The organism is Ruegeria sp. A5 (assembly GCF_056543005.1).
The window spans coordinates 313,937-330,943 of sequence record NZ_JBQGAV010000002.1 but is presented as its reverse complement, the minus strand read 5'-3'; the positions used below and the strand labels follow the sequence as shown (position 1 = coordinate 330,943).

The 17,007-nt window shown below is 58.6% G+C and carries 21 protein-coding genes; 1 reads left to right on the top strand and 20 read right to left on the bottom strand.

Annotated elements, in window-relative coordinates:
- Positions 1–84: 84 nt before the first annotated feature.
- The 19 genes from ACR0AY_RS07415 to ACR0AY_RS07325 all read right to left on the bottom strand — a co-directional run bounded on the left by ACR0AY_RS07415 (position 85) and on the right by ACR0AY_RS07325 (position 14,991).
- Positions 85–441: a hypothetical protein gene (locus ACR0AY_RS07415; protein ID WP_480438780.1), complete on the bottom strand. Its 357-nt coding sequence runs from the start codon at positions 439–441 to the stop codon at positions 85–87.
- A 79-nt stretch (positions 442–520) separates the two neighbouring features.
- Positions 521–1,024 carry a DUF3291 domain-containing protein gene (locus ACR0AY_RS07410; protein WP_170403991.1) on the bottom strand — a complete coding sequence of 168 codons (504 nt, stop codon included), beginning with the start codon at positions 1,022–1,024 and terminating at the stop codon, positions 521–523.
- The gene (locus ACR0AY_RS07405) at positions 1,021–1,437 is read right to left on the bottom strand and encodes an MAPEG family protein (protein WP_170397051.1); all 417 of its coding nucleotides are present in this window, start codon (positions 1,435–1,437) and stop codon (positions 1,021–1,023) included. Before ACR0AY_RS07405 ends, ACR0AY_RS07410 begins: the two co-directional genes overlap by 4 nt.
- A gap of 5 nt (positions 1,438–1,442) precedes the next feature.
- Positions 1,443–2,741: an NADH-quinone oxidoreductase subunit NuoF gene (gene nuoF / locus ACR0AY_RS07400; protein WP_170511204.1), complete on the bottom strand. Its 1,299-nt coding sequence runs from the start codon at positions 2,739–2,741 to the stop codon at positions 1,443–1,445.
- A gap of 7 nt (positions 2,742–2,748) precedes the next feature.
- Positions 2,749–2,976, bottom strand: a complete 228-nt coding sequence (locus tag ACR0AY_RS07395; RefSeq protein WP_170424109.1) for a DUF5337 domain-containing protein — start codon at positions 2,974–2,976, stop codon at positions 2,749–2,751.
- A 30-nt stretch (positions 2,977–3,006) separates the two neighbouring features.
- The gene (nuoE, locus tag ACR0AY_RS07390; RefSeq protein ID WP_170511206.1) at positions 3,007–4,107 is read right to left on the bottom strand and encodes an NADH-quinone oxidoreductase subunit NuoE; all 1,101 of its coding nucleotides are present in this window, start codon (positions 4,105–4,107) and stop codon (positions 3,007–3,009) included.
- Positions 4,107–5,330, bottom strand: a complete 1,224-nt coding sequence (locus ACR0AY_RS07385; protein ID WP_010442773.1) for an NADH-quinone oxidoreductase subunit D — start codon at positions 5,328–5,330, stop codon at positions 4,107–4,109. The genes nuoE and ACR0AY_RS07385 overlap by 1 nt, the downstream gene beginning before the upstream one ends.
- Complete coding sequence (locus ACR0AY_RS07380; protein ID WP_480453909.1) at positions 5,330–5,455, bottom strand: hypothetical protein; 126 nt, start codon at positions 5,453–5,455, stop codon at positions 5,330–5,332. The genes ACR0AY_RS07385 and ACR0AY_RS07380 overlap by 1 nt, the downstream gene beginning before the upstream one ends.
- A complete protein-coding gene (locus ACR0AY_RS07375; RefSeq protein ID WP_170397057.1) occupies positions 5,455–5,628 on the bottom strand; it encodes a hypothetical protein in 174 nt (57 codons plus the stop codon). Before ACR0AY_RS07375 ends, ACR0AY_RS07380 begins: the two co-directional genes overlap by 1 nt.
- 3 nt (positions 5,629–5,631) lie before the next feature.
- Entirely contained in the window at positions 5,632–6,234 is a 603-nt protein-coding gene (locus ACR0AY_RS07370; protein WP_170511208.1) for an NADH-quinone oxidoreductase subunit C, read from the bottom strand.
- Between the two features lie 11 nt (positions 6,235–6,245).
- A complete protein-coding gene (locus ACR0AY_RS07365) occupies positions 6,246–6,779 on the bottom strand; it encodes a NuoB/complex I 20 kDa subunit family protein (RefSeq protein ID WP_010442777.1) in 534 nt (177 codons plus the stop codon).
- Positions 6,770–7,135: an NADH-quinone oxidoreductase subunit A gene (locus ACR0AY_RS07360; RefSeq protein ID WP_010442778.1), complete on the bottom strand. Its 366-nt coding sequence runs from the start codon at positions 7,133–7,135 to the stop codon at positions 6,770–6,772. Before ACR0AY_RS07360 ends, ACR0AY_RS07365 begins: the two co-directional genes overlap by 10 nt.
- Before the next feature lie 182 nt (positions 7,136–7,317).
- A complete protein-coding gene (locus ACR0AY_RS07355; RefSeq protein WP_170511210.1) occupies positions 7,318–8,100 on the bottom strand; it encodes a crotonase/enoyl-CoA hydratase family protein in 783 nt (260 codons plus the stop codon).
- Positions 8,101–8,103: 3 nt separating this feature from the next.
- Positions 8,104–8,958, bottom strand: coding sequence for a hydroxymethylglutaryl-CoA lyase (locus tag ACR0AY_RS07350; RefSeq protein WP_170511212.1), 855 nt, complete (start codon positions 8,956–8,958; stop codon positions 8,104–8,106).
- A gap of 79 nt (positions 8,959–9,037) precedes the next feature.
- A complete protein-coding gene (locus ACR0AY_RS07345) occupies positions 9,038–10,969 on the bottom strand; it encodes an acetyl-CoA carboxylase biotin carboxylase subunit (protein WP_170511214.1) in 1,932 nt (643 codons plus the stop codon).
- Positions 10,970–10,972: 3 nt separating this feature from the next.
- Positions 10,973–11,398, bottom strand: coding sequence for an ASCH domain-containing protein (locus ACR0AY_RS07340; protein WP_170511216.1), 426 nt, complete (start codon positions 11,396–11,398; stop codon positions 10,973–10,975).
- Position 11,399: 1 nt separating this feature from the next.
- Entirely contained in the window at positions 11,400–13,007 is a 1,608-nt protein-coding gene (locus tag ACR0AY_RS07335; protein ID WP_170511217.1) for a carboxyl transferase domain-containing protein, read from the bottom strand.
- On the bottom strand, positions 13,004–13,468 hold the full coding sequence (locus ACR0AY_RS07330; protein ID WP_170511218.1) for a lysozyme inhibitor LprI family protein: 465 nt from the start codon (positions 13,466–13,468) through the stop codon (positions 13,004–13,006). Before ACR0AY_RS07330 ends, ACR0AY_RS07335 begins: the two co-directional genes overlap by 4 nt.
- On the bottom strand, positions 13,465–14,991 hold the full coding sequence (locus ACR0AY_RS07325; RefSeq protein ID WP_170511219.1) for an AMP-binding protein: 1,527 nt from the start codon (positions 14,989–14,991) through the stop codon (positions 13,465–13,467). Before ACR0AY_RS07325 ends, ACR0AY_RS07330 begins: the two co-directional genes overlap by 4 nt.
- A 136-nt stretch (positions 14,992–15,127) precedes the next feature.
- Here ACR0AY_RS07325 and ACR0AY_RS07320 point away from each other — a divergent pair, with 136 nt between their 5' ends.
- On the top strand, positions 15,128–15,733 hold the full coding sequence (locus ACR0AY_RS07320; RefSeq protein WP_170511221.1) for an OmpW family outer membrane protein: 606 nt from the start codon (positions 15,128–15,130) through the stop codon (positions 15,731–15,733).
- A gap of 47 nt (positions 15,734–15,780) precedes the next feature.
- Here the strand turns inward: ACR0AY_RS07320 and ACR0AY_RS07315 are convergent, their stop codons facing one another.
- Positions 15,781–16,944 carry an isovaleryl-CoA dehydrogenase gene (locus tag ACR0AY_RS07315; RefSeq protein ID WP_170511223.1) on the bottom strand — a complete coding sequence of 388 codons (1,164 nt, stop codon included), beginning with the start codon at positions 16,942–16,944 and terminating at the stop codon, positions 15,781–15,783.
- Positions 16,945–17,007: the final 63 nt, after the last annotated feature.

The window sequence follows — 17,007 nt, the reverse complement described above, 5'->3', positions numbered from 1 at the left end:
TCTTGGGATTCCCAAGACGGCGGTCAGCCGGGCTGCTATGCAATAACAGCCCATGGGTTTTGCCGTGATATGCGATACGGTGGCTCATGGTCGCTGACAGCTTCCGGCATACGTCAGCTTATCGTTTTCGATCCGTAGATTTTGCGGCTCGGTCTCCGGCCCAACCTTCCATACAATTCTGGACGATCCAAAATTCTGAATGCAGAATTTTGTCGCCTCATAGCGGCCCGCTTCGCGTGCGCCTTCCAATGACTGCGAAACGCCATTCACAGTCACAGTGAAATCGGTAGGTGTCGTCTTCTTATCCACGTGTTTAGCGTTGGCGTTGAAGAAAATGCCATCAAACGCCACGCGGGTCGCCCTCGATTTCGCTGTACCGCAGGCAGATACAAGTAAGCTTCCCACCAATACCATTGTCATTACGAATACGCGTTTCGCCATCATGACCACTCCTGTTTCGTGGCTGGCGCTTGTGGCATCCGCTGATGCGCAGGAGAAAGCGTATGAATCAACATCCCGTTCACTCCGCCGCGACCTGTACGCAACGATTGTCGCGCCACTTGCTGGCCTGTTTCAATTCTGCCCACCCAAAGGCATGCTCGCTGGGTCCTTCCGAGCGCAGCTTTTCCAGACGATCCAGCGCTTCGGCCAAACTGGGGCAATGCCCTTCCCGCACCCACCACATGACAAAATGTTGTTCGCCAAGGATTTCGAACCACTCTTGCCGACGCTCGTAGAACTGTTTGTGGATAGTCCCCCAAACAAATTTCTCAAGGCTGGCGACGTCTTCCCAAACCGTCAGGTTCGCGACGAATTGCGGATCATCCCCGATGCTGTTTTCGGTGTTGCCTGTTCCCGGTTCTCCAGACCCTTCCATCATCCAGACAAAGCCGGACATCCGCTTGCCAAGCCCGTTGACGCGATCCAGGTTGGCCATGAATTCAGCCACGCGCGGATCGTCTGTTGGCGCCAACAAACGGCCGACATTCAACTCGGCCAGATGATATCCTTCGGGCTGGATCAAAACGCGGCCACCAACGCAATAAGGCCAAGAATGAACATGCAGGCCCATCCAACCACATAAGCAACAGACCGGACCCCGCTATGCGGCTTGCCGATCCCGCGCAGGTGAATCACCAACATAACAACCCGCGCCAGCAGCGCTATTGAGGCCAGCAGGTTCACCCAGAACGGGCTGGCCCCCAACAGGATCGCCGCGACTGTAACAGTCAAAAAGGCAGGCAGAGTTTCAGTGCCGTTCAGATAAGCGCGGTTCAAACGATAGGCCCTGTCCGAATAATCCTGATCCGGAGTGGCCCCCGGTGCCAGCCCCTTGCCCGCTTTTGCAAGCGCCGAGAACGGCGACATAAACAGAACGATCAGGGTAAAGATCACCAAAGCGGCGATCGCGTGGGAATATTCGGCATAGACTTCCATCGATTTTACTCCGCTGCCATCGCACCCATGCGGCCCGATTTCTGGGCCTTGATGCGGTCCTCTATTTCTTCTCGGAAATTGCGGATCAGACCTTGGATCGGCCAAGCGGCGGCATCGCCAAGGGCGCAGATTGTGTGGCCTTCAACCTGTTTGGTGACGTCAAACAGCATGTCGATCTCTTCCAGTTCGGCTTCACCGCGTACAAGACGGTCCATCACGCGCATCATCCAACCAGTGCCTTCACGACATGGCGTACACTGGCCGCAACTTTCGTGCTTGTAGAACTTCGACAACCGCCAGATTGCCTTGATGATGTCGGTAGACCTGTCCATCACGATGACTGCCGCCGTGCCCAGACCCGAACCCAGTTCTCCGCGCAGATAGTCAAAATCCATGATGGCATCGCGCATGTTCTCACCACGCACACACGGTACCGAAGACCCGCCGGGGATCACCGCCAAGAGATTATTCCAACCGCCGCGAATACCGCCGCAATGGGTCTCGATCAGGTCTTCGAAGGAAATCGACATTGCCTCTTCGACAACGCAAGGGTTGTTCACATGACCCGAGATCGCAAACAGCTTGGTGCCTGCGTTGTTCTGACGACCAAAACCCGCAAACCAGTCAGCGCCACGCCGCAGGATGGTGGGCACAACGGCGATGGATTCCACGTTGTTCACCGTGGTCGGGCAGCCATAAAGCCCCGCGCCTGCCGGGAACGGAGGCTTCATGCGCGGCATGCCCTTTTTACCCTCTAGGCTTTCGATCAGGGCGGTTTCCTCACCGCAGATATAGGCCCCAGCGCCATGGTGCAGGAACAGGTCGAAATCCCAGCCCGAGCCAGCAGCGTTCTTGCCAAGAAGACCGGCGTCGTAGGCCTCGTCAATCGCGGCCTGCAGCGCTTCACGCTCGCGGATGTATTCGCCGCGCAGGTAGATGTAGCAAGTATGCGCATTCATCGCGAAGGACGCGATCAGGCACCCCTCGATCAGCGTGTGTGGATCATGACGCATAATCTCGCGGTCTTTGCAGGTGCCGGGCTCGGATTCATCCGCGTTCACCACCAGATAAGCCGGACGCCCATCGCTTTCCTTGGGCATGAACGACCATTTCAGACCGGTCGGGAATCCCGCACCACCACGGCCACGAAGCCCTGAGTCTTTCATCGTCTGAATGATCCAGTCGCGGCCTTTCTCAATCAGGCCAGCAGTGCCGTCCCAATGCCCGCGGGCCTGCGCACCTTTCAAAGTGCGCTCGTGCATCCCGTAGATGTTGGTAAAGATCCTGTCCTGATCCTTCAGCATCGCTCAGTTACCCTTGGCTATCCTGACGCATGCGCCAGAGTTGAAATATGTTGACGCCCGCATAGATGAATCCGGCCAGAGCGGCGAAATCAAACAGCAGCGCGTAGCGCCCCGGCAATCCGATTGCTGGGCCGATGAACAAGGTCATGCCAAGCCAAACCACCATCGTCACGGCGATGACGATGCCGATATGTCGGCCCTTGCGGGCTATGGCCAGTTCCTTATCCGTATCCATCTCATCCTGATGCCCCGAACGGGCACCCGTTTAGTCTTCGTATGTGCCGTCTTCCTTGGCACGTTTGGCGAAATCGGTCTCTTCACCTGCGGCCAGTTTCGCGGCTTGTTCGATCCACCCGTCCCGCTCGATCCGGCCTTTGAATTTCAGGCGCGCATCCACCCAGGCCACTTGCTCGGGTGTCCATGCAGCGATCTGGTCATAGTGGTAAAAGCCCAACTCGTTCAGGGTCTCTTCCAGCTTCGGACCCACACCCTTCAGCATCTTCAGATCATCGGGCTTGCCATCGCGCGCACTGCTCAGCGTTTCCGGTTGATCCTCTTTCGCCGCTTTCGCCTCAGCAGCCTGTTTCACCGCTGGCTTCGCCGGGGCCGGCGCTTTAGGCGGCTTCGGCGCGGCCTTGGCCGCCGTCGCTTTTCCATCCTCGCCCAGCCAAGGGGTCAGGATTGGAACCTCGGTCCCATCGATGCGCTTGACTGTATCGCCCAGATCGCTCGCAAGCTGCACGCTTGCGTTATACTGCGTTCTGCCGCTGTCATAATCCGTCAGGCTGGTCAGACCTTTCAAAGGTTCCGCCGCGTACCGCCCGTTCTGAGGACCCGGAGTAGGCACTTTGCCCGCCACCAGATCATCGAGAATCTTACCAAAGCTCTCGGTCGTCAGGTCTTCGTAGTAATCCTTGCCGATCTGAGCCATCGGCGCGTTGGTGCAGGACCCGAGGCATTCCACCTCTTCCCAGCTCAGCTTACCGTCAGCAGACAGTTCATGCGGCTTGGTCGCGATCTTTTCCTTGCAGACCGCAATCAGATCCTCGGCCCCGCAGATCATGCAGGATGTCGTGCCGCACACCTGAATATGTGCCACCGATCCAACCGGCTGCAGCTGGAACATGAAGTAGAACGACGCGACCTCAAGCACGCGGATATAGGCCATACCCAGCATGTCGGCGACGGATTCAATCGCCGGACGGCTCAGCCAGCCCTCTTGTTCTTGCGCACGCCACAGCAGCGGGATCACCGCGCTGGCCTGACGGCCTTCGGGGTATTTGGTGATCTGCGCTTCGGCCCATTGCTGGTTGGCAGCGGTAAAGGCAAAGCTTTCGGGTTGTTCGGGGTGAAGACGGCGGAGCATTAGCGGTCAATCTCTCCAAATACGACGTCCATGGTGCCGATGATGGCGGCGACGTCGGCCAGTTGGTGTCCTCCGGCAACGTGGTCCATGGCTTGCAGGTGCAGGAAACCCGGCGCGCGGAGTTTGGCGCGGTAGGGCTTGTTGGTGCCGTCGGCGACCAAATAGACGCCGAACTCGCCCTTGGGGGCTTCGACAGCGGCATAGACCTCGCCCGCAGGGACGTGGAAGCCTTCGGTATAGAGCTTGAAGTGATGGATCAGACTTTCCATCGAGGTCTTCATGTCCGAACGTTTCGGCGGGGTGATCTTGCCGCGTGCCAGAACGTCACCGGGGCAGTCACGGATTTTGGCGATGGCCTGACGGATGATCAGCAGCGACTGGCGCATCTCTTCCATGCGGACGAGATAGCGGTCATAGCAGTCGCCGTTTTTGCCGACGGGGATCTGAAACTCGAACTCGTCATAGCACTCATAGGGCTGCGCGCGACGCAAGTCCCAGGCCAGACCCGATCCACGCACCATCACGCCCGAGAAGCCGTATTTCTGAATGTCATCCTCGGTTACGACGCCGATATCGGCGTTGCGCTGTTTGAAGATGCGGTTTTCGGTCAGCAGTCCGTCAATGTCGTCCAGAACGGCAGGGAATTCATGGCTCCACGCCTCGATATCATCCAGCAATTCCGGCGGCAGATCTTGGTGGACACCGCCGGGGCGGAAATAGGCGGCGTGCAGGCGCGCACCGCAAGCCCGCTCATAGAACACCATCAACTTCTCGCGTTCCTCGAACCCCCACAAAGGTGGGGTCAGCGCGCCCACGTCCATCGCCTGCGTGGTCACGTTCAGCAGGTGGTTCAGGATGCGGCCGATCTCGGAATACAGCACCCGGATCAGCGATCCGCGACGCGGTACTTCAACACCGGTCAGTTTTTCGATGGCTAGACACCAGGCATGTTCCTGGTTCATCGGTGCCACGTAATCAAGACGGTCGAAATACGGCAGATTCTGCAGATACGTCCGACTTTCCATCAGCTTTTCGGTACCACGGTGCAATAGGCCGATATGCGGGTCGCAACGTTCGACGATCTCGCCGTCCAGCTCAAGCACAAGTCGCAGAACTCCGTGCGCCGCAGGGTGTTGCGGGCCGAAGTTAATGTTGAAGTTGCGGATCTTCTGTTCTCCGCTCAGCGCGTCCGTGCTGCCGTCATCGTATCTTGAGCCGTCCATCAACGCCCTCGTTTCTTCTTCGCTTCGGCCCGTACCCGGACCTTTTCCGCCTCAGCTGCCTTGGCAGCGGCCCCAGCCAGCAGAACCCCAAGCGCCCCCAACGCAATCAGTTCCCCCAGAGCCATCAGCGGCGCTCCATCTCTTGCAGTTTCATGGCCATGATCCAAATCAGGATCAGCGTTCCAATCGGGATGACGCAGGCTACGACCCAGTATTTCTCGATCCCGAAATGCGGTAGCAGCTTCAGCATCGGGATAATCGTGGCAACCGTGACGGCAATCCAGATCAGGAACTCCATGACTTACGACTCCTGTTTTTCATCCCCCGGAAGAATGTAGTTCGCACCTTCCCACGGGGACATGAAATCAAATTGACGGTATTCCTGAACCAATGAGACCGGTTCGTAGACCACGCGCTTTTGCGCTTCGTCATAGCGGACTTCAGTATAGCCGGTGGTCGGGAAATCCTTGCGCAGCGGATAGCCGCGGAAACCATAATCCGTAAGGATGCGTCGCAAGTCTGGATGACCCGAGAACAGGATGCCGAACATGTCGAACACCTCGCGCTCGAACCAATTGGCAGAGGGGTGCACGTCCACGATTGAAGGCACCATGTCATCTTCTCGGATCGAGACTCGCAAGCGAATGCGCTGGTTCTGATACATTGACAGGAAGTGGTAGACCACATCGAACCGCTTGGCCCGTTCGGGGTAGTCGACGCCGGTGATGTCAACCAGGGTCGAGAACTGGCAGGTCCGCTCACTTTTGAGAAACTCAATGAATTCCACCAGATTCGAAGGAGCCACATCGACGTTCAGCTCGCCATGGGTCACATCCCAGGCCAGAACGCAATCTGCACGTTTCAGCTCCAACTGAGCGCCGAGTTCTTTGAGTGCTTCGCTCATCTACCTCTCCCTCAGCGTACGATGGTGCCGGTTCGGCGGATTTTGCGTTGCAGCTGCATCAGTCCATACAACAACGCCTCAGCGGTTGGAGGGCAGCCGGGCACGTAGATGTCCACCGGAACAACCCGATCACAGCCACGAACGACCGAATAGGAATAGTGATAGTACCCACCGCCATTCGCGCAGGAGCCCATCGAGATCACATAGCGCGGCTCGGGCATCTGGTCATAAACCTTGCGCAGCGCCGGGGCCATCTTGTTGGTCAGCGTTCCAGCGACGATCATCACATCAGACTGGCGCGGAGACGCACGAGGCGCGATGCCGAACCGTTCCGCGTCATACCGTGGCATCGACGTGTGCATCATCTCTACCGCGCAGCAGGCCAGACCAAAGGTCATCCAGTGCAAGCTACCGGTCCGCGCCCAGTTGATGATGTCTTCGGTCGAGGTCAGCAGAAACCCCTTGTCCTGCAGTTCCGCGTTCAGGGCCTGGGTGGCGACTTCCTTGTCGACGCCGGCGGTGTTTGCGCCCGTCATCACTCCCATTCCAGGGCCCCTTTCTTCCATTCATAGGCAAAGCCGATGGTCAGCACCGCCAGGAACACCATCATCGACCAGAACCCAACATCGCTGATGTCTTTGAAGCCAACGGCCCAGGGGAACAGGAAGGCGATTTCCAGATCGAAGATGATGAAGAGAATCGCGACCAAATAGAATCGGACGTCGAATTTCATCCGCGCATCGTCGAATGCGTTGAAGCCACATTCATAGGCGCTGACCTTTTCGGGGTCGGGATTGCGGACAGCCAGGACCACAGCAGCCAGAATCAGTACGATTCCAAGGCCCACGGCAACGGCCAGAAACACCAGAATCGGGAGGTACTCCCGCAGCAGGTCTTCCACGTATAGCTCCTTTCCTGCGCAAGTCCCGAAAGGGTGCGCCGTCAATTGGCGATTTGACTGGACATTCTCTATCCCTGTGGGGTCAGAGGGTCAACCGAACAGAAACGCGCAGGTCGGCATTGTTACAATCATCCAACGGGCTATTGCGGAGAATACTTCTGGAACAAAGTGATCGGCTAAACCTAACTAATCCATGCAGGTTTTCGTTTGTCGAAAAAGGCGCCGATTCCCTCTTGCGCCTCATCAGTTTCCCAACGCGCGACAAGCTGTCGAATGGTGTGGTCAATCACCGCGTCATCAATTCGCGGCCCAAGTGACTGGATCAGCTGCTTGGCCGAAGACACTGCACCGGGTGCACAGGACAGATAGGGAAGCACCTCGGCTTCAACCGCCTCGGCCAACGTTTCAGCGGGCACTGCGCGGGCCAGCAGGCCCAGTTCGACCGCTTCTGCCGCTTCGAACAGGCGGGCAGACATAAAGACGCGCCGCGACCGTGCTTCGCCCATTCGGGCAATGACATAGGGTCCAATCGTCGCCGGAATCAGGCCAAGCCGCGTCTCGGTCAGACCCATCTTCAGGCTTTCCACACCGATCGCCACATCGCAGACCGAGGCCATCCCGACACCTCCACCAAACGCGTTTCCCTGCAACGCGCCGATCAAGGGTTTGGGCAGCGTATTTAAGGCATTCAGCATCTCAGCCAGCTTGCGCGCTTCGGCAAAACGCGTATCGGGATCGGCAGCCATCTGCGCCCGCATCCAACGCAGATCTCCCCCGGCGCAAAAGCTCTTGCCCGAGGCGGCCAGAACCACCACCCGCACCGCATCATCATTTGCCAATTGCCCAGCGGCCTGGGTTAGCTCTGCAATCATCTGCGCCGACAGTGCGTTGTGCTTCTCGGGTCGATCCAGCGTCAGAGTGGCCACGCCACGCGCGTCTGTGTTCAGCGTAATGGTCTCGAACATGTCTTATTCCGCCCGCATTGCCCGCGCCATGCGCGCCGCCTGTTCCAGAACCGGCACATCCAGACCGGTCTCATATCCCAACCGTTCCAGATGTGCGGCCACAGCTTCGGTTGCGACATTACCGGCCGCACCCGGCGCATAAGGGCAACCACCCAGCCCGCCCACGGCGGTATCAAATACCCGCACACCCAAGGCAAGCGAAGCGTCTATGTTGTCGATTGCCCGCCCGTTGGTGTCATGAAAATGACCTGCAAGCCGGGTAACCGGCACTCGTTCGCGCACCGCCAGCAGCATATGAGCAATCTTGTCCGGCGTCCCCTGCCCAATCGTGTCCCCCAGCGAAATCTCATAGCAGCCATGGGCAAACAGCGCGTCCGCCACCTCGGCCACCTTCTCGGGTGGGGTCGGGCCGTCATAGGGACAGTCGGTCACGCACGAGACATAGCCCCGGACGGGCAGATCAATATGTCGTGCCGCTTCGAGAATGGGCACAAACCGTTCGATGGATTCGGCAATCGTCGCGTTTATGTTCGCTTTCGAGAATCCCTCGGACGCCGAAGCAAACACCGCGATCTCATCTGCCTTGGCTGCCAACGCGTCCTCATACCCTCGCATATTCGGCGTCAGCGCAGCGTACCGCACGCCTTCGGTCCGTGTGATTCCAGCCATAACTTCACCGCTGCCCGCCATTTGCGGGACCCATTTCGGTGAGACAAAACTGGCAACTTCGATCCGGTTGAAACCGGCCCGGCCGAGGCAATCGACCAAGGCGACCTTCTCGGCCACCGGGATCTCGCGCTGTTCGTTCTGCAGGCCGTCGCGTGGCCCGACCTCGAATATTTCGACCCGTTCTTTCATCAGCGCATCCCTTCCCGGTTTCTTATCGTTTCAATTGCGGATGGCCCGACTTTGCCACGCAATCCACGGGCCGAACAGATCAATCCTCGGCCAACCGAACCAACGCCGCACCTGCCTCGACCTGTGCCCCCGCTTCGGCCAGCACTTCTGCAACCACGCCATCGCGGGCGGCTAATAGAGAATGCTCCATCTTCATGGCTTCCAGAATGGCCAGCCGGTCGCCCTCTTTCACCTCCTGCCCCGCCGAGGCGAAGACGGCCTTGACCAGCCCGGGCATCGGCGCCTCGATCACGTTGGTGTCACCTGCAGCACTGGCATCGCGGTCCAGAGGGTCAATGACCTCAAATACCTGCCCATAGTCGTCGAATACAGTGACCTGTGACCCGGCCATGACAACATTGGGCATGGGTGTCCCATCGATGGTCCAGCCAGCGCCACGCCGCCGCGCAACAAGCTGCGCACCTTCGATCTCCCAAATCTGCCGATCCGGGCCTTCGACCTGGACATCCAGATCAACAACCTCTCCGTCTCGCAGTAAATGCACAGCGCGATGTAACGGTGCCCATAGCGTAAAGCCCGTTTCAGAGACCGTCTCGGCCAGACCCAACGCCGTCATCGCCGCAGCCACTGCCGAAGCGTTGCTTACGCCAGCTTCCTGCACCAGATCATCAAGATCCCGCCCGATCAGCCCGGTATCCACGTCGCCCGACGCAAACCCGCTGTGCCGCGTCAGAGCACCAAGGAAGGCGAGATTTGTGACAGTCCCGGCGACCTCGGTCTGGCGCAAGGTCCGGTGGAGATTTTCCAAAGCGACCGCGCGTGTCGGGCCATGCACCACGACCTTGGCGATCATAGGGTCGTACCATGGGCTGATCGTATCCCCGGCGCGCACGCCACTGTCGGCACGGCAGCCTTCCGGGAACTGTAGATGAGTCAGCGTACCCGTCGCAGGCAGAAAGCCTTTGGGCACATCTTCGGCATAAAGCCTCGCCTCAAAGGAATGCCCGCGGATCGACAAATCGCCCTGCCGCTTCGGCAGGCTTTCACCCGCTGCTACGCGCAACTGCCATTCGACCAGATCGACGCCGGTAATGGCCTCGGTCACCGGGTGCTCGACTTGCAGGCGCGTGTTCATCTCCATAAACCAGAACCGATCCGGGCGTAACCCGTCCGAGGCATCGACGATGAACTCAACCGTCCCTGCGCCCTTGTATCCAATCGCCTCAGCCGCACGCACGCCCGCCTGCCCCATCGCCTCACGCATCTCGGCAGTCATTCCAGGGGCTGGGGCCTCTTCGATCACTTTCTGATGTCGCCGCTGCAACGAGCAGTCGCGTTCAAACAGATGCACCGCATGGGTGCCATCGCCGAACACCTGCACCTCGATATGGCGGGGCTTGGCGACGAATTTCTCGACAAGTACAGCATCGTTACCGAACGCCGTCTTTGCCTCACCGCGCGCGCTGTCCAATGCAGCCGAGAACTCCTCGGGCGCCTCGACCAGCCGCATCCCCTTGCCACCACCACCTGCAACGGCCTTGATCAAAACGGGGTACCCGATGGTATCTGCCGCGCCAGCCAGATGTTCGGGGTCCTGATTGTTGCCATGATAGCCGGGGACGACGGGAACTCCTGCGTCCTCCATCAATACCTTGGCTGCATCCTTAAGGCCCATCTTGCGGATCGCGTCCGCCGATGGCCCGATGAAGGTCAGACCTGCAGCCTCGACTGCATCCACAAAATCCGGGTTTTCGGACAAGAAGCCATAACCAGGATGGATCGCCTGCGCTCCTGTATCCAGCGCCGCCTGAATGATCACATCACCCTTCAGATAGCTTTCGGCTGGGGCCGCGCCACCAATATGCGCCGCTTCATCCGCCATTTGCGCATGCTTGGCCGATGCATCGGCATCCGAATACACAGCCACACAAGATACGCCCATCTTCTGAGCAGTTTCCATGACCCGGCAGGCGATCTCGCCGCGGTTGGCAATCAGGATTTTGTTAAACATAGCTTACCCCTTAACCGCCAGATCTTCGACAAGGCGGAAGCGTTCGCACAGCAATTCCATCTCGGGATCGAACCCGCCATTGCGTTCGAAATACCGGCGATGATCCTCGCGCCATCCCTCAAGCGTTTCATTCTCACCCTCGGCCAACGCAAAGTCTTCGGTCACATCGCAATATCGGCAGGTCGAGACCTCGACCGTTTCGATCACCAAAGCCGGGCGATCATCCCATTCCAGCGCAATATCCTGACGCCCAACGACCGGAATATCTGCACTGCCTTCGGGGTAGTCTCGCAAAGCACCACATGTCGCCGTTTTTCGGCCTAATCTTACCAACGCCAGCAGCTCGGCGCTTAGCGATGCGCTGTCTCCAAACTTGAAGGTCTGCGCGCCCGGGTAGCGGGCCATTACTTCATTCAATGAAACGCTCATCTTACATCCTGAACACGCCGAAACGTGTCTCCTCAATCGGGGCGTTTAGCGCGGCGCTCAGCGATAGGGCCAGCACGTCGCGGCTTTTGCGCGGGTCGATGATGCCGTCATCCCAGAGCCGGGCCGAGGCATAAAGCGGGTGGGATTGCTCCTCGAACATGTCCAGCGTCGGGCGCTTGAATTCAGCCTCTTCCTCGGCGGACCATGTGCCGCCCTGTCGTTCGATCCCGTCACGCTTGACGGTGGCAAGAACGCCCGCAGCCTGCTCGCCCCCCATCACGGAAATGCGCGAATTCGGCCAGGTCCACAGGAACCGAGGCTGATAGGCGCGTCCTGCCATGCCGTAGTTTCCAGCTCCGAACGACCCTCCGACAAGCATTGTGATCTTTGGAACGCTCGTCGTCGCCACCGCCGTCACCATCTTGGCCCCGTGCCTCGCGATGCCTTCGTTTTCGTATTTGCGGCCGACCATGAAGCCGGTGATGTTCTGCAGGAAGACCAGCGGGGTTTTGCGCTGCGAACACAGTTCGACAAAATGCGCACCCTTCTGCGCAGCCTCCGAGAACAGCACGCCATTGTTGGCAATGATCCCAACCGGGCAACCTTTGACATGGGCGAATCCGGTCACCAGCGTCTCACCAAATCGCGGTTTGAACTCGTCGAAGCGCGAGCCATCGACCAGCCGCGCAATCACCTCGCGGATGTCATAGGGCGTCCGCAGATCGGCGGGAACTACGCCCAAAATTTCCTCGGGATCATAGGCAGGCTCTTCCGGTGTTTCGAACTGTAGGCCAGGCTTCAGCTCGGCACCCCCCAACGACCCGACGGCCCGCCGAGCCAAGGCCAACGCATGCGCATCATCCTCGGCCAGATAATCCGCCACACCGGACAGGCGCGTATGCACATCGCCGCCACCCAGATCTTCGGCTGTCACAACCTCCCCCGTCGCAGCCTTGACCAAAGGCGGTCCGGCCAGAAAGATCGTGCCCTGTTCTTTTACGATGATCGTGACATCGGACATCGCAGGCACATAGGCCCCGCCTGCCGTACACGAGCCCATCACGACGGCTATCTGAGCGATCCCCTTCGCGCTCATCCGCGCCTGATTATAGAAGATGCGGCCAAAGTGATCGCGGTCGGGGAAAACCTCATCCTGATTGGGCAGGTTCGCGCCGCCGCTATCGACCAAATAGATGCAGGGCAGATGGTTTTCCTCGGCAATCTCCTGCGCGCGGAGGTGTTTCTTGACCGTCAGCGGATAATAGGTGCCGCCCTTTACTGTGGCGTCATTGCACACCACCATGACCTCGCGCCCTTGCACCCGGCCAATCCCGGCGATCACCCCAGCACAGGGCGCGGCATCCCCATACATCCCATGCGCCGCCGTCGCGCCGATTTCCAAGAACGGAGAACCCGGATCGAGCAGGTTCGCCACCCGACGACGCGGCAGCATCTTGCCCCGCGATTCATGTCGCGCCCGGGATTTCTCACCCCCACCCATGCGGGCCGCTTCGGCGGCATCCGCAATATGTGCCAGCGCATCCAGATGTGCGGCTCGGTTCGCCTTAAACCCCTCAGAGGTTGGTATGGCTTTGGATTTTAGTTTCATTCCATCTTCCCCAAGTCGCGCAATTCCACAGCGCGTTCAGCGGTTTCGGTCAGCAGGCAATTTGCGGCAACAATCGAGCGTATCGTTCCATCAGACCATATGCCGTAGGCCAGACCGCATTCAGCATCCCGAAACCCGATCCATGCGCGTTGAGCATCTCGCAACTGGTCCGAAAGTTCGGGACTTTGTTCAGCCAGTTCTGCTCGACGCAGTTTATACTGTTCGTTTAGATATGAATCCCAAATTTGGGTTTCGGCTTGAATACACTCGGTGATGCCAAGGGTTGTTTCATTTCCCGGTATAGTTTGGCAGGCATTGGCAGCTGCGCCGAGACATGATGACATGCTATCGCCCTGCTGCGTCTGAGAAAAACATTGTTGAATATACGACTGGTCTACCCAAGCGCCCTGAGCGGAAACAAGCGATGGTGCTAGCATCGCAGCAAGTGCAATTCGCATCATGTAATTGCCTCCCCTGCAGCCCGCGCCTTCAATTCCTTCCGGATCACCTTTCCCGTGACCGTCATCGGCAACTCTTCCAGAAACGACACCTCACGCGGATAGGAATACTGCGCCAAACGGTCCTTAACCCAGTCCTGCAACTCAGCGCCCGACGCCTCAGCCCCCGGCTTCAATACCACATAGGCCTTCACGATCTCGGTCCGCAGCTCATCGGGCTTGCCGACCACGCCCACCGTTGCCACTGACGGATGGGTCAGCAGGCAATCCTCGATCTCAGCCGGGCCAATCCGGTAACCTGCCGAGGTAATCACGTCATCATCCCGACCGACAAAGCGCAGATAATCGCCCACCCACACGCCACGGTCACCGGTGATCAGCCAATCACCTCGGAATTTCTCAGCCGTTGCTTGCGGATTATTCCAGTATTCCAGCAGCATTGAGGCCGAACCGCGCCGGATGGCAACATCGCCTTCCTCCGTCGTCGGTAGGCCGTGATCGTCAATTACCGCCACCTCATGACCAGGCACCGGTTTACCGATACAGCCGGGTTGCACGGGAAAGTCGTGGGCACAGGACGAAACAACCATGTTGCATTCCGTCTGACCATAAAACTCGTTGATCGTCAGACCAAAGGCCTGCTGGCCCCAAGCCAACATCTCAGCGCCCAAAGGCTCGCCCCCAGACGCTACCGACCGCAATCCCGGTATCGACTGATCCGCAGCTTTGAGCATCCGTAAAGCCGTCGGCGGAAAGAAGACGTTCCGCACCCCCGCCCGCGCGATCACATCGGCGCAGGCCTGTGGGGTGAATTTGTCCAAACGCGTGGCAACCACCGGAACACCCAGCGCAAGCCCGGGTATCAGAACGTCGAACAAACCGCCGATCCACGCCCAGTCTGCTGGAGTCCACAGGCAATCCCCATCACGCAGGTGGTTGTGGCTGATCGAGACGCCCGGCAGGTGGCCCAGCAGCACACGATGACCATGCAGCGCACCCTTGGGACTGCCAGTGGTGCCGGACGTGTAGATCAGGACCGCCGGATCTTCGGGGCCGGTATCGGCAAAGGGCACCGGTTCCCCCTCCTGCCCGATCTCGTCAACCAAAAGTGGCTGGGCCAGATCCCCCAGCAACGCGGCCCCTTCTGCATCGGTCAAAACAATCAGGGCGCCTGAATCTCTGACGCGCGATGCCAGCGCATCGTGTTTGAACAGCTTGAACAACGGCACCGAAATCGCGCCGATCTTCCAGATCGCCAGATGCGCGGCGGCACACCACGGCGACTGGCTGAGCAAGACGCCAACCCGGTCTCCTGGCTGGACCCGAGCTATCAACGCGCGAGCGATGCCATCAACCATAAGCTCCAGTTCGCCAGATGTTACCACGCTCGGATCGCCCTGGGTCAGATCCAACAAAGCAACCCGATCGGATTGTTGCGACAGGCATTGCTGCGCCATGTTCAGCCGATCAGGGATCGCCCAGCTTTGGTCGCCGCGCAAACCCGGTATGCGCTCAGCGGGATGCATGCTGATTTTCCCTTATTTCATTAGCGGTTGCAGCTAGCCTCCCCGCTTCAGCAATTTCCGGAGTTTGATGCAGATCAGAGCGTTTTTGCACCGCGGCATTCAAAACATCGGCATCAACGCAAGCAAAGGCACGAATATGACAAAGAAACTCGCCGCTTTGACCCTTTCTACCGCACTTGTCGCTCTGGCTGCCCCAGCCTTCGCCCAATCCCAGGGCGATTGGACAGTCGGTGTTGGTGTCGGCTATCTGGACCCCAAATCCGACAATGGGACTCTGGCCGGGTTCGACGCCGAAATCGACTCGGACACCCGTCCGATTTTCACCTTCGAATACTTCGTTCAGGACAATCTCGGGATCGAGCTCTTGGCCTCGACCCCCTACAAGCATGACATCACTCTCGGTGGCAGCGTTGACGCGGGCAGCGTCAAGCATCTTCCGCCTACTCTGTCGCTGAACTATCACTTCCCGACCAATAGCGCGTGGAAGCCCTATGTCGGCGCCGGTCTGAACTACACCATCTTCTTCGAGGAAGACTCGCCTTTGGGCGATCTCGATCTGGACAACTCCTTCGGCGTTTCTCTGCAGGCCGGTCTGGATTACATGGTCACGGAAAAAGGCGCGGTGCGTCTGAACGTGCGCTGGTTCGACATCGACTCGGACGTCAAACTTGACGGCAACGACATCGGCACCGCCGAAATCGACCCGTTCCTGATTGGCCTGTCCTACGTTCATCGTTTCTGATCCAATCGCAAAAAGCCCCGTGGTTCAATGAACTGCGGGGTTTTCCGTCACAACATCTCGTTCATCATTTCGCGCCCAATCAGCATGCGGCGGATTTCGCTGGTGCCCGCGCCGATCTCCATCAGCTTTGCATCTCGGAAAATCCGGCTGACCGGCGAATCCGACAGGAATCCGGCACCACCCAACGCCTGAACGGCTTGATGCGCCTGCACCATCGCCTGTTCCGAGGCATATAGGCAGCACGCCGCAGCATCCTGACGGGTTACATCCCCGCGGTCGCAAGCCTTGGCAACTTCGTAGACATAGGCCCGCGCCGAATTCATGGCTGTGTACATATCCGCGATCTTGCCTTGCATGAGCTGGAAGCTCCCGATCGGTTTTCCGAACTGCTTACGCTCGGCCAGATAGGGCATCACTTCATCCAAGCAGGCGGCCATGATCCCGGTTCCAATACCCGCAAGAACCACACGCTCATAGTCCAGACCGGACATCAGAACGGCTACACCCCGCCCTTCTTCGCCCAGAACATTCTCGAACGGCACTTCAACATCTTCAAAGATCAACTCAGCGGTGTTCGAGCCGCGCATGCCAAGCTTGTCGAAATGAGGCGAAGTCGAAAACCCGGTCATCTCTTTCTCGATCAGAAAAGCCGTGATCCCCTTTGACCCGGCGTCCGGATCGGTCTTGGCATAGACGACCAGAGTGTCTGCATCCGGCCCGTTAGTGATCCAGTATTTGTTGCCATTCAGCCGATAGTGATCGTTTCGCTTTTCAGCACGTAGCTTCATGGAAACCACATCCGACCCAGCCGAGGGCTCGGACATAGCCAACGCCCCGACATGCTCACCCGAAATCAGACGGGGCAGATATTTTTGCTTCTGCTCATCCGTTCCGTTCAGCTTGATCTGGTTCACGCACAAGTTCGAATGCGCCCCATAGGACAAAGATACCGAGGCCGAGGCGCGCGCCACTTCCTCAACTGCCACCGTATGCGCCAGATAGGACATACCGGCCCCGCCATATTCTTCAGGGACTGTGACGCCCAACAAGCCAAGCTCACCCATTTCTTTCCACAGCTCATTCGGAAAGGCATTGGACGCGTCGATCTCGGCCGCCATCGGCTTGACCCGCTCCTGAGCCCAGCGGTGCACCATCTCACGCAGAGCGTTCACGTCCTCGCCCAGATCGAATTGCATTGTGGCCATAAACATGCAGGGCTCCTCCGATTGCATTAATGAACAAGCGTTCAATAATCAGATAGCAGCGTTTCCTCC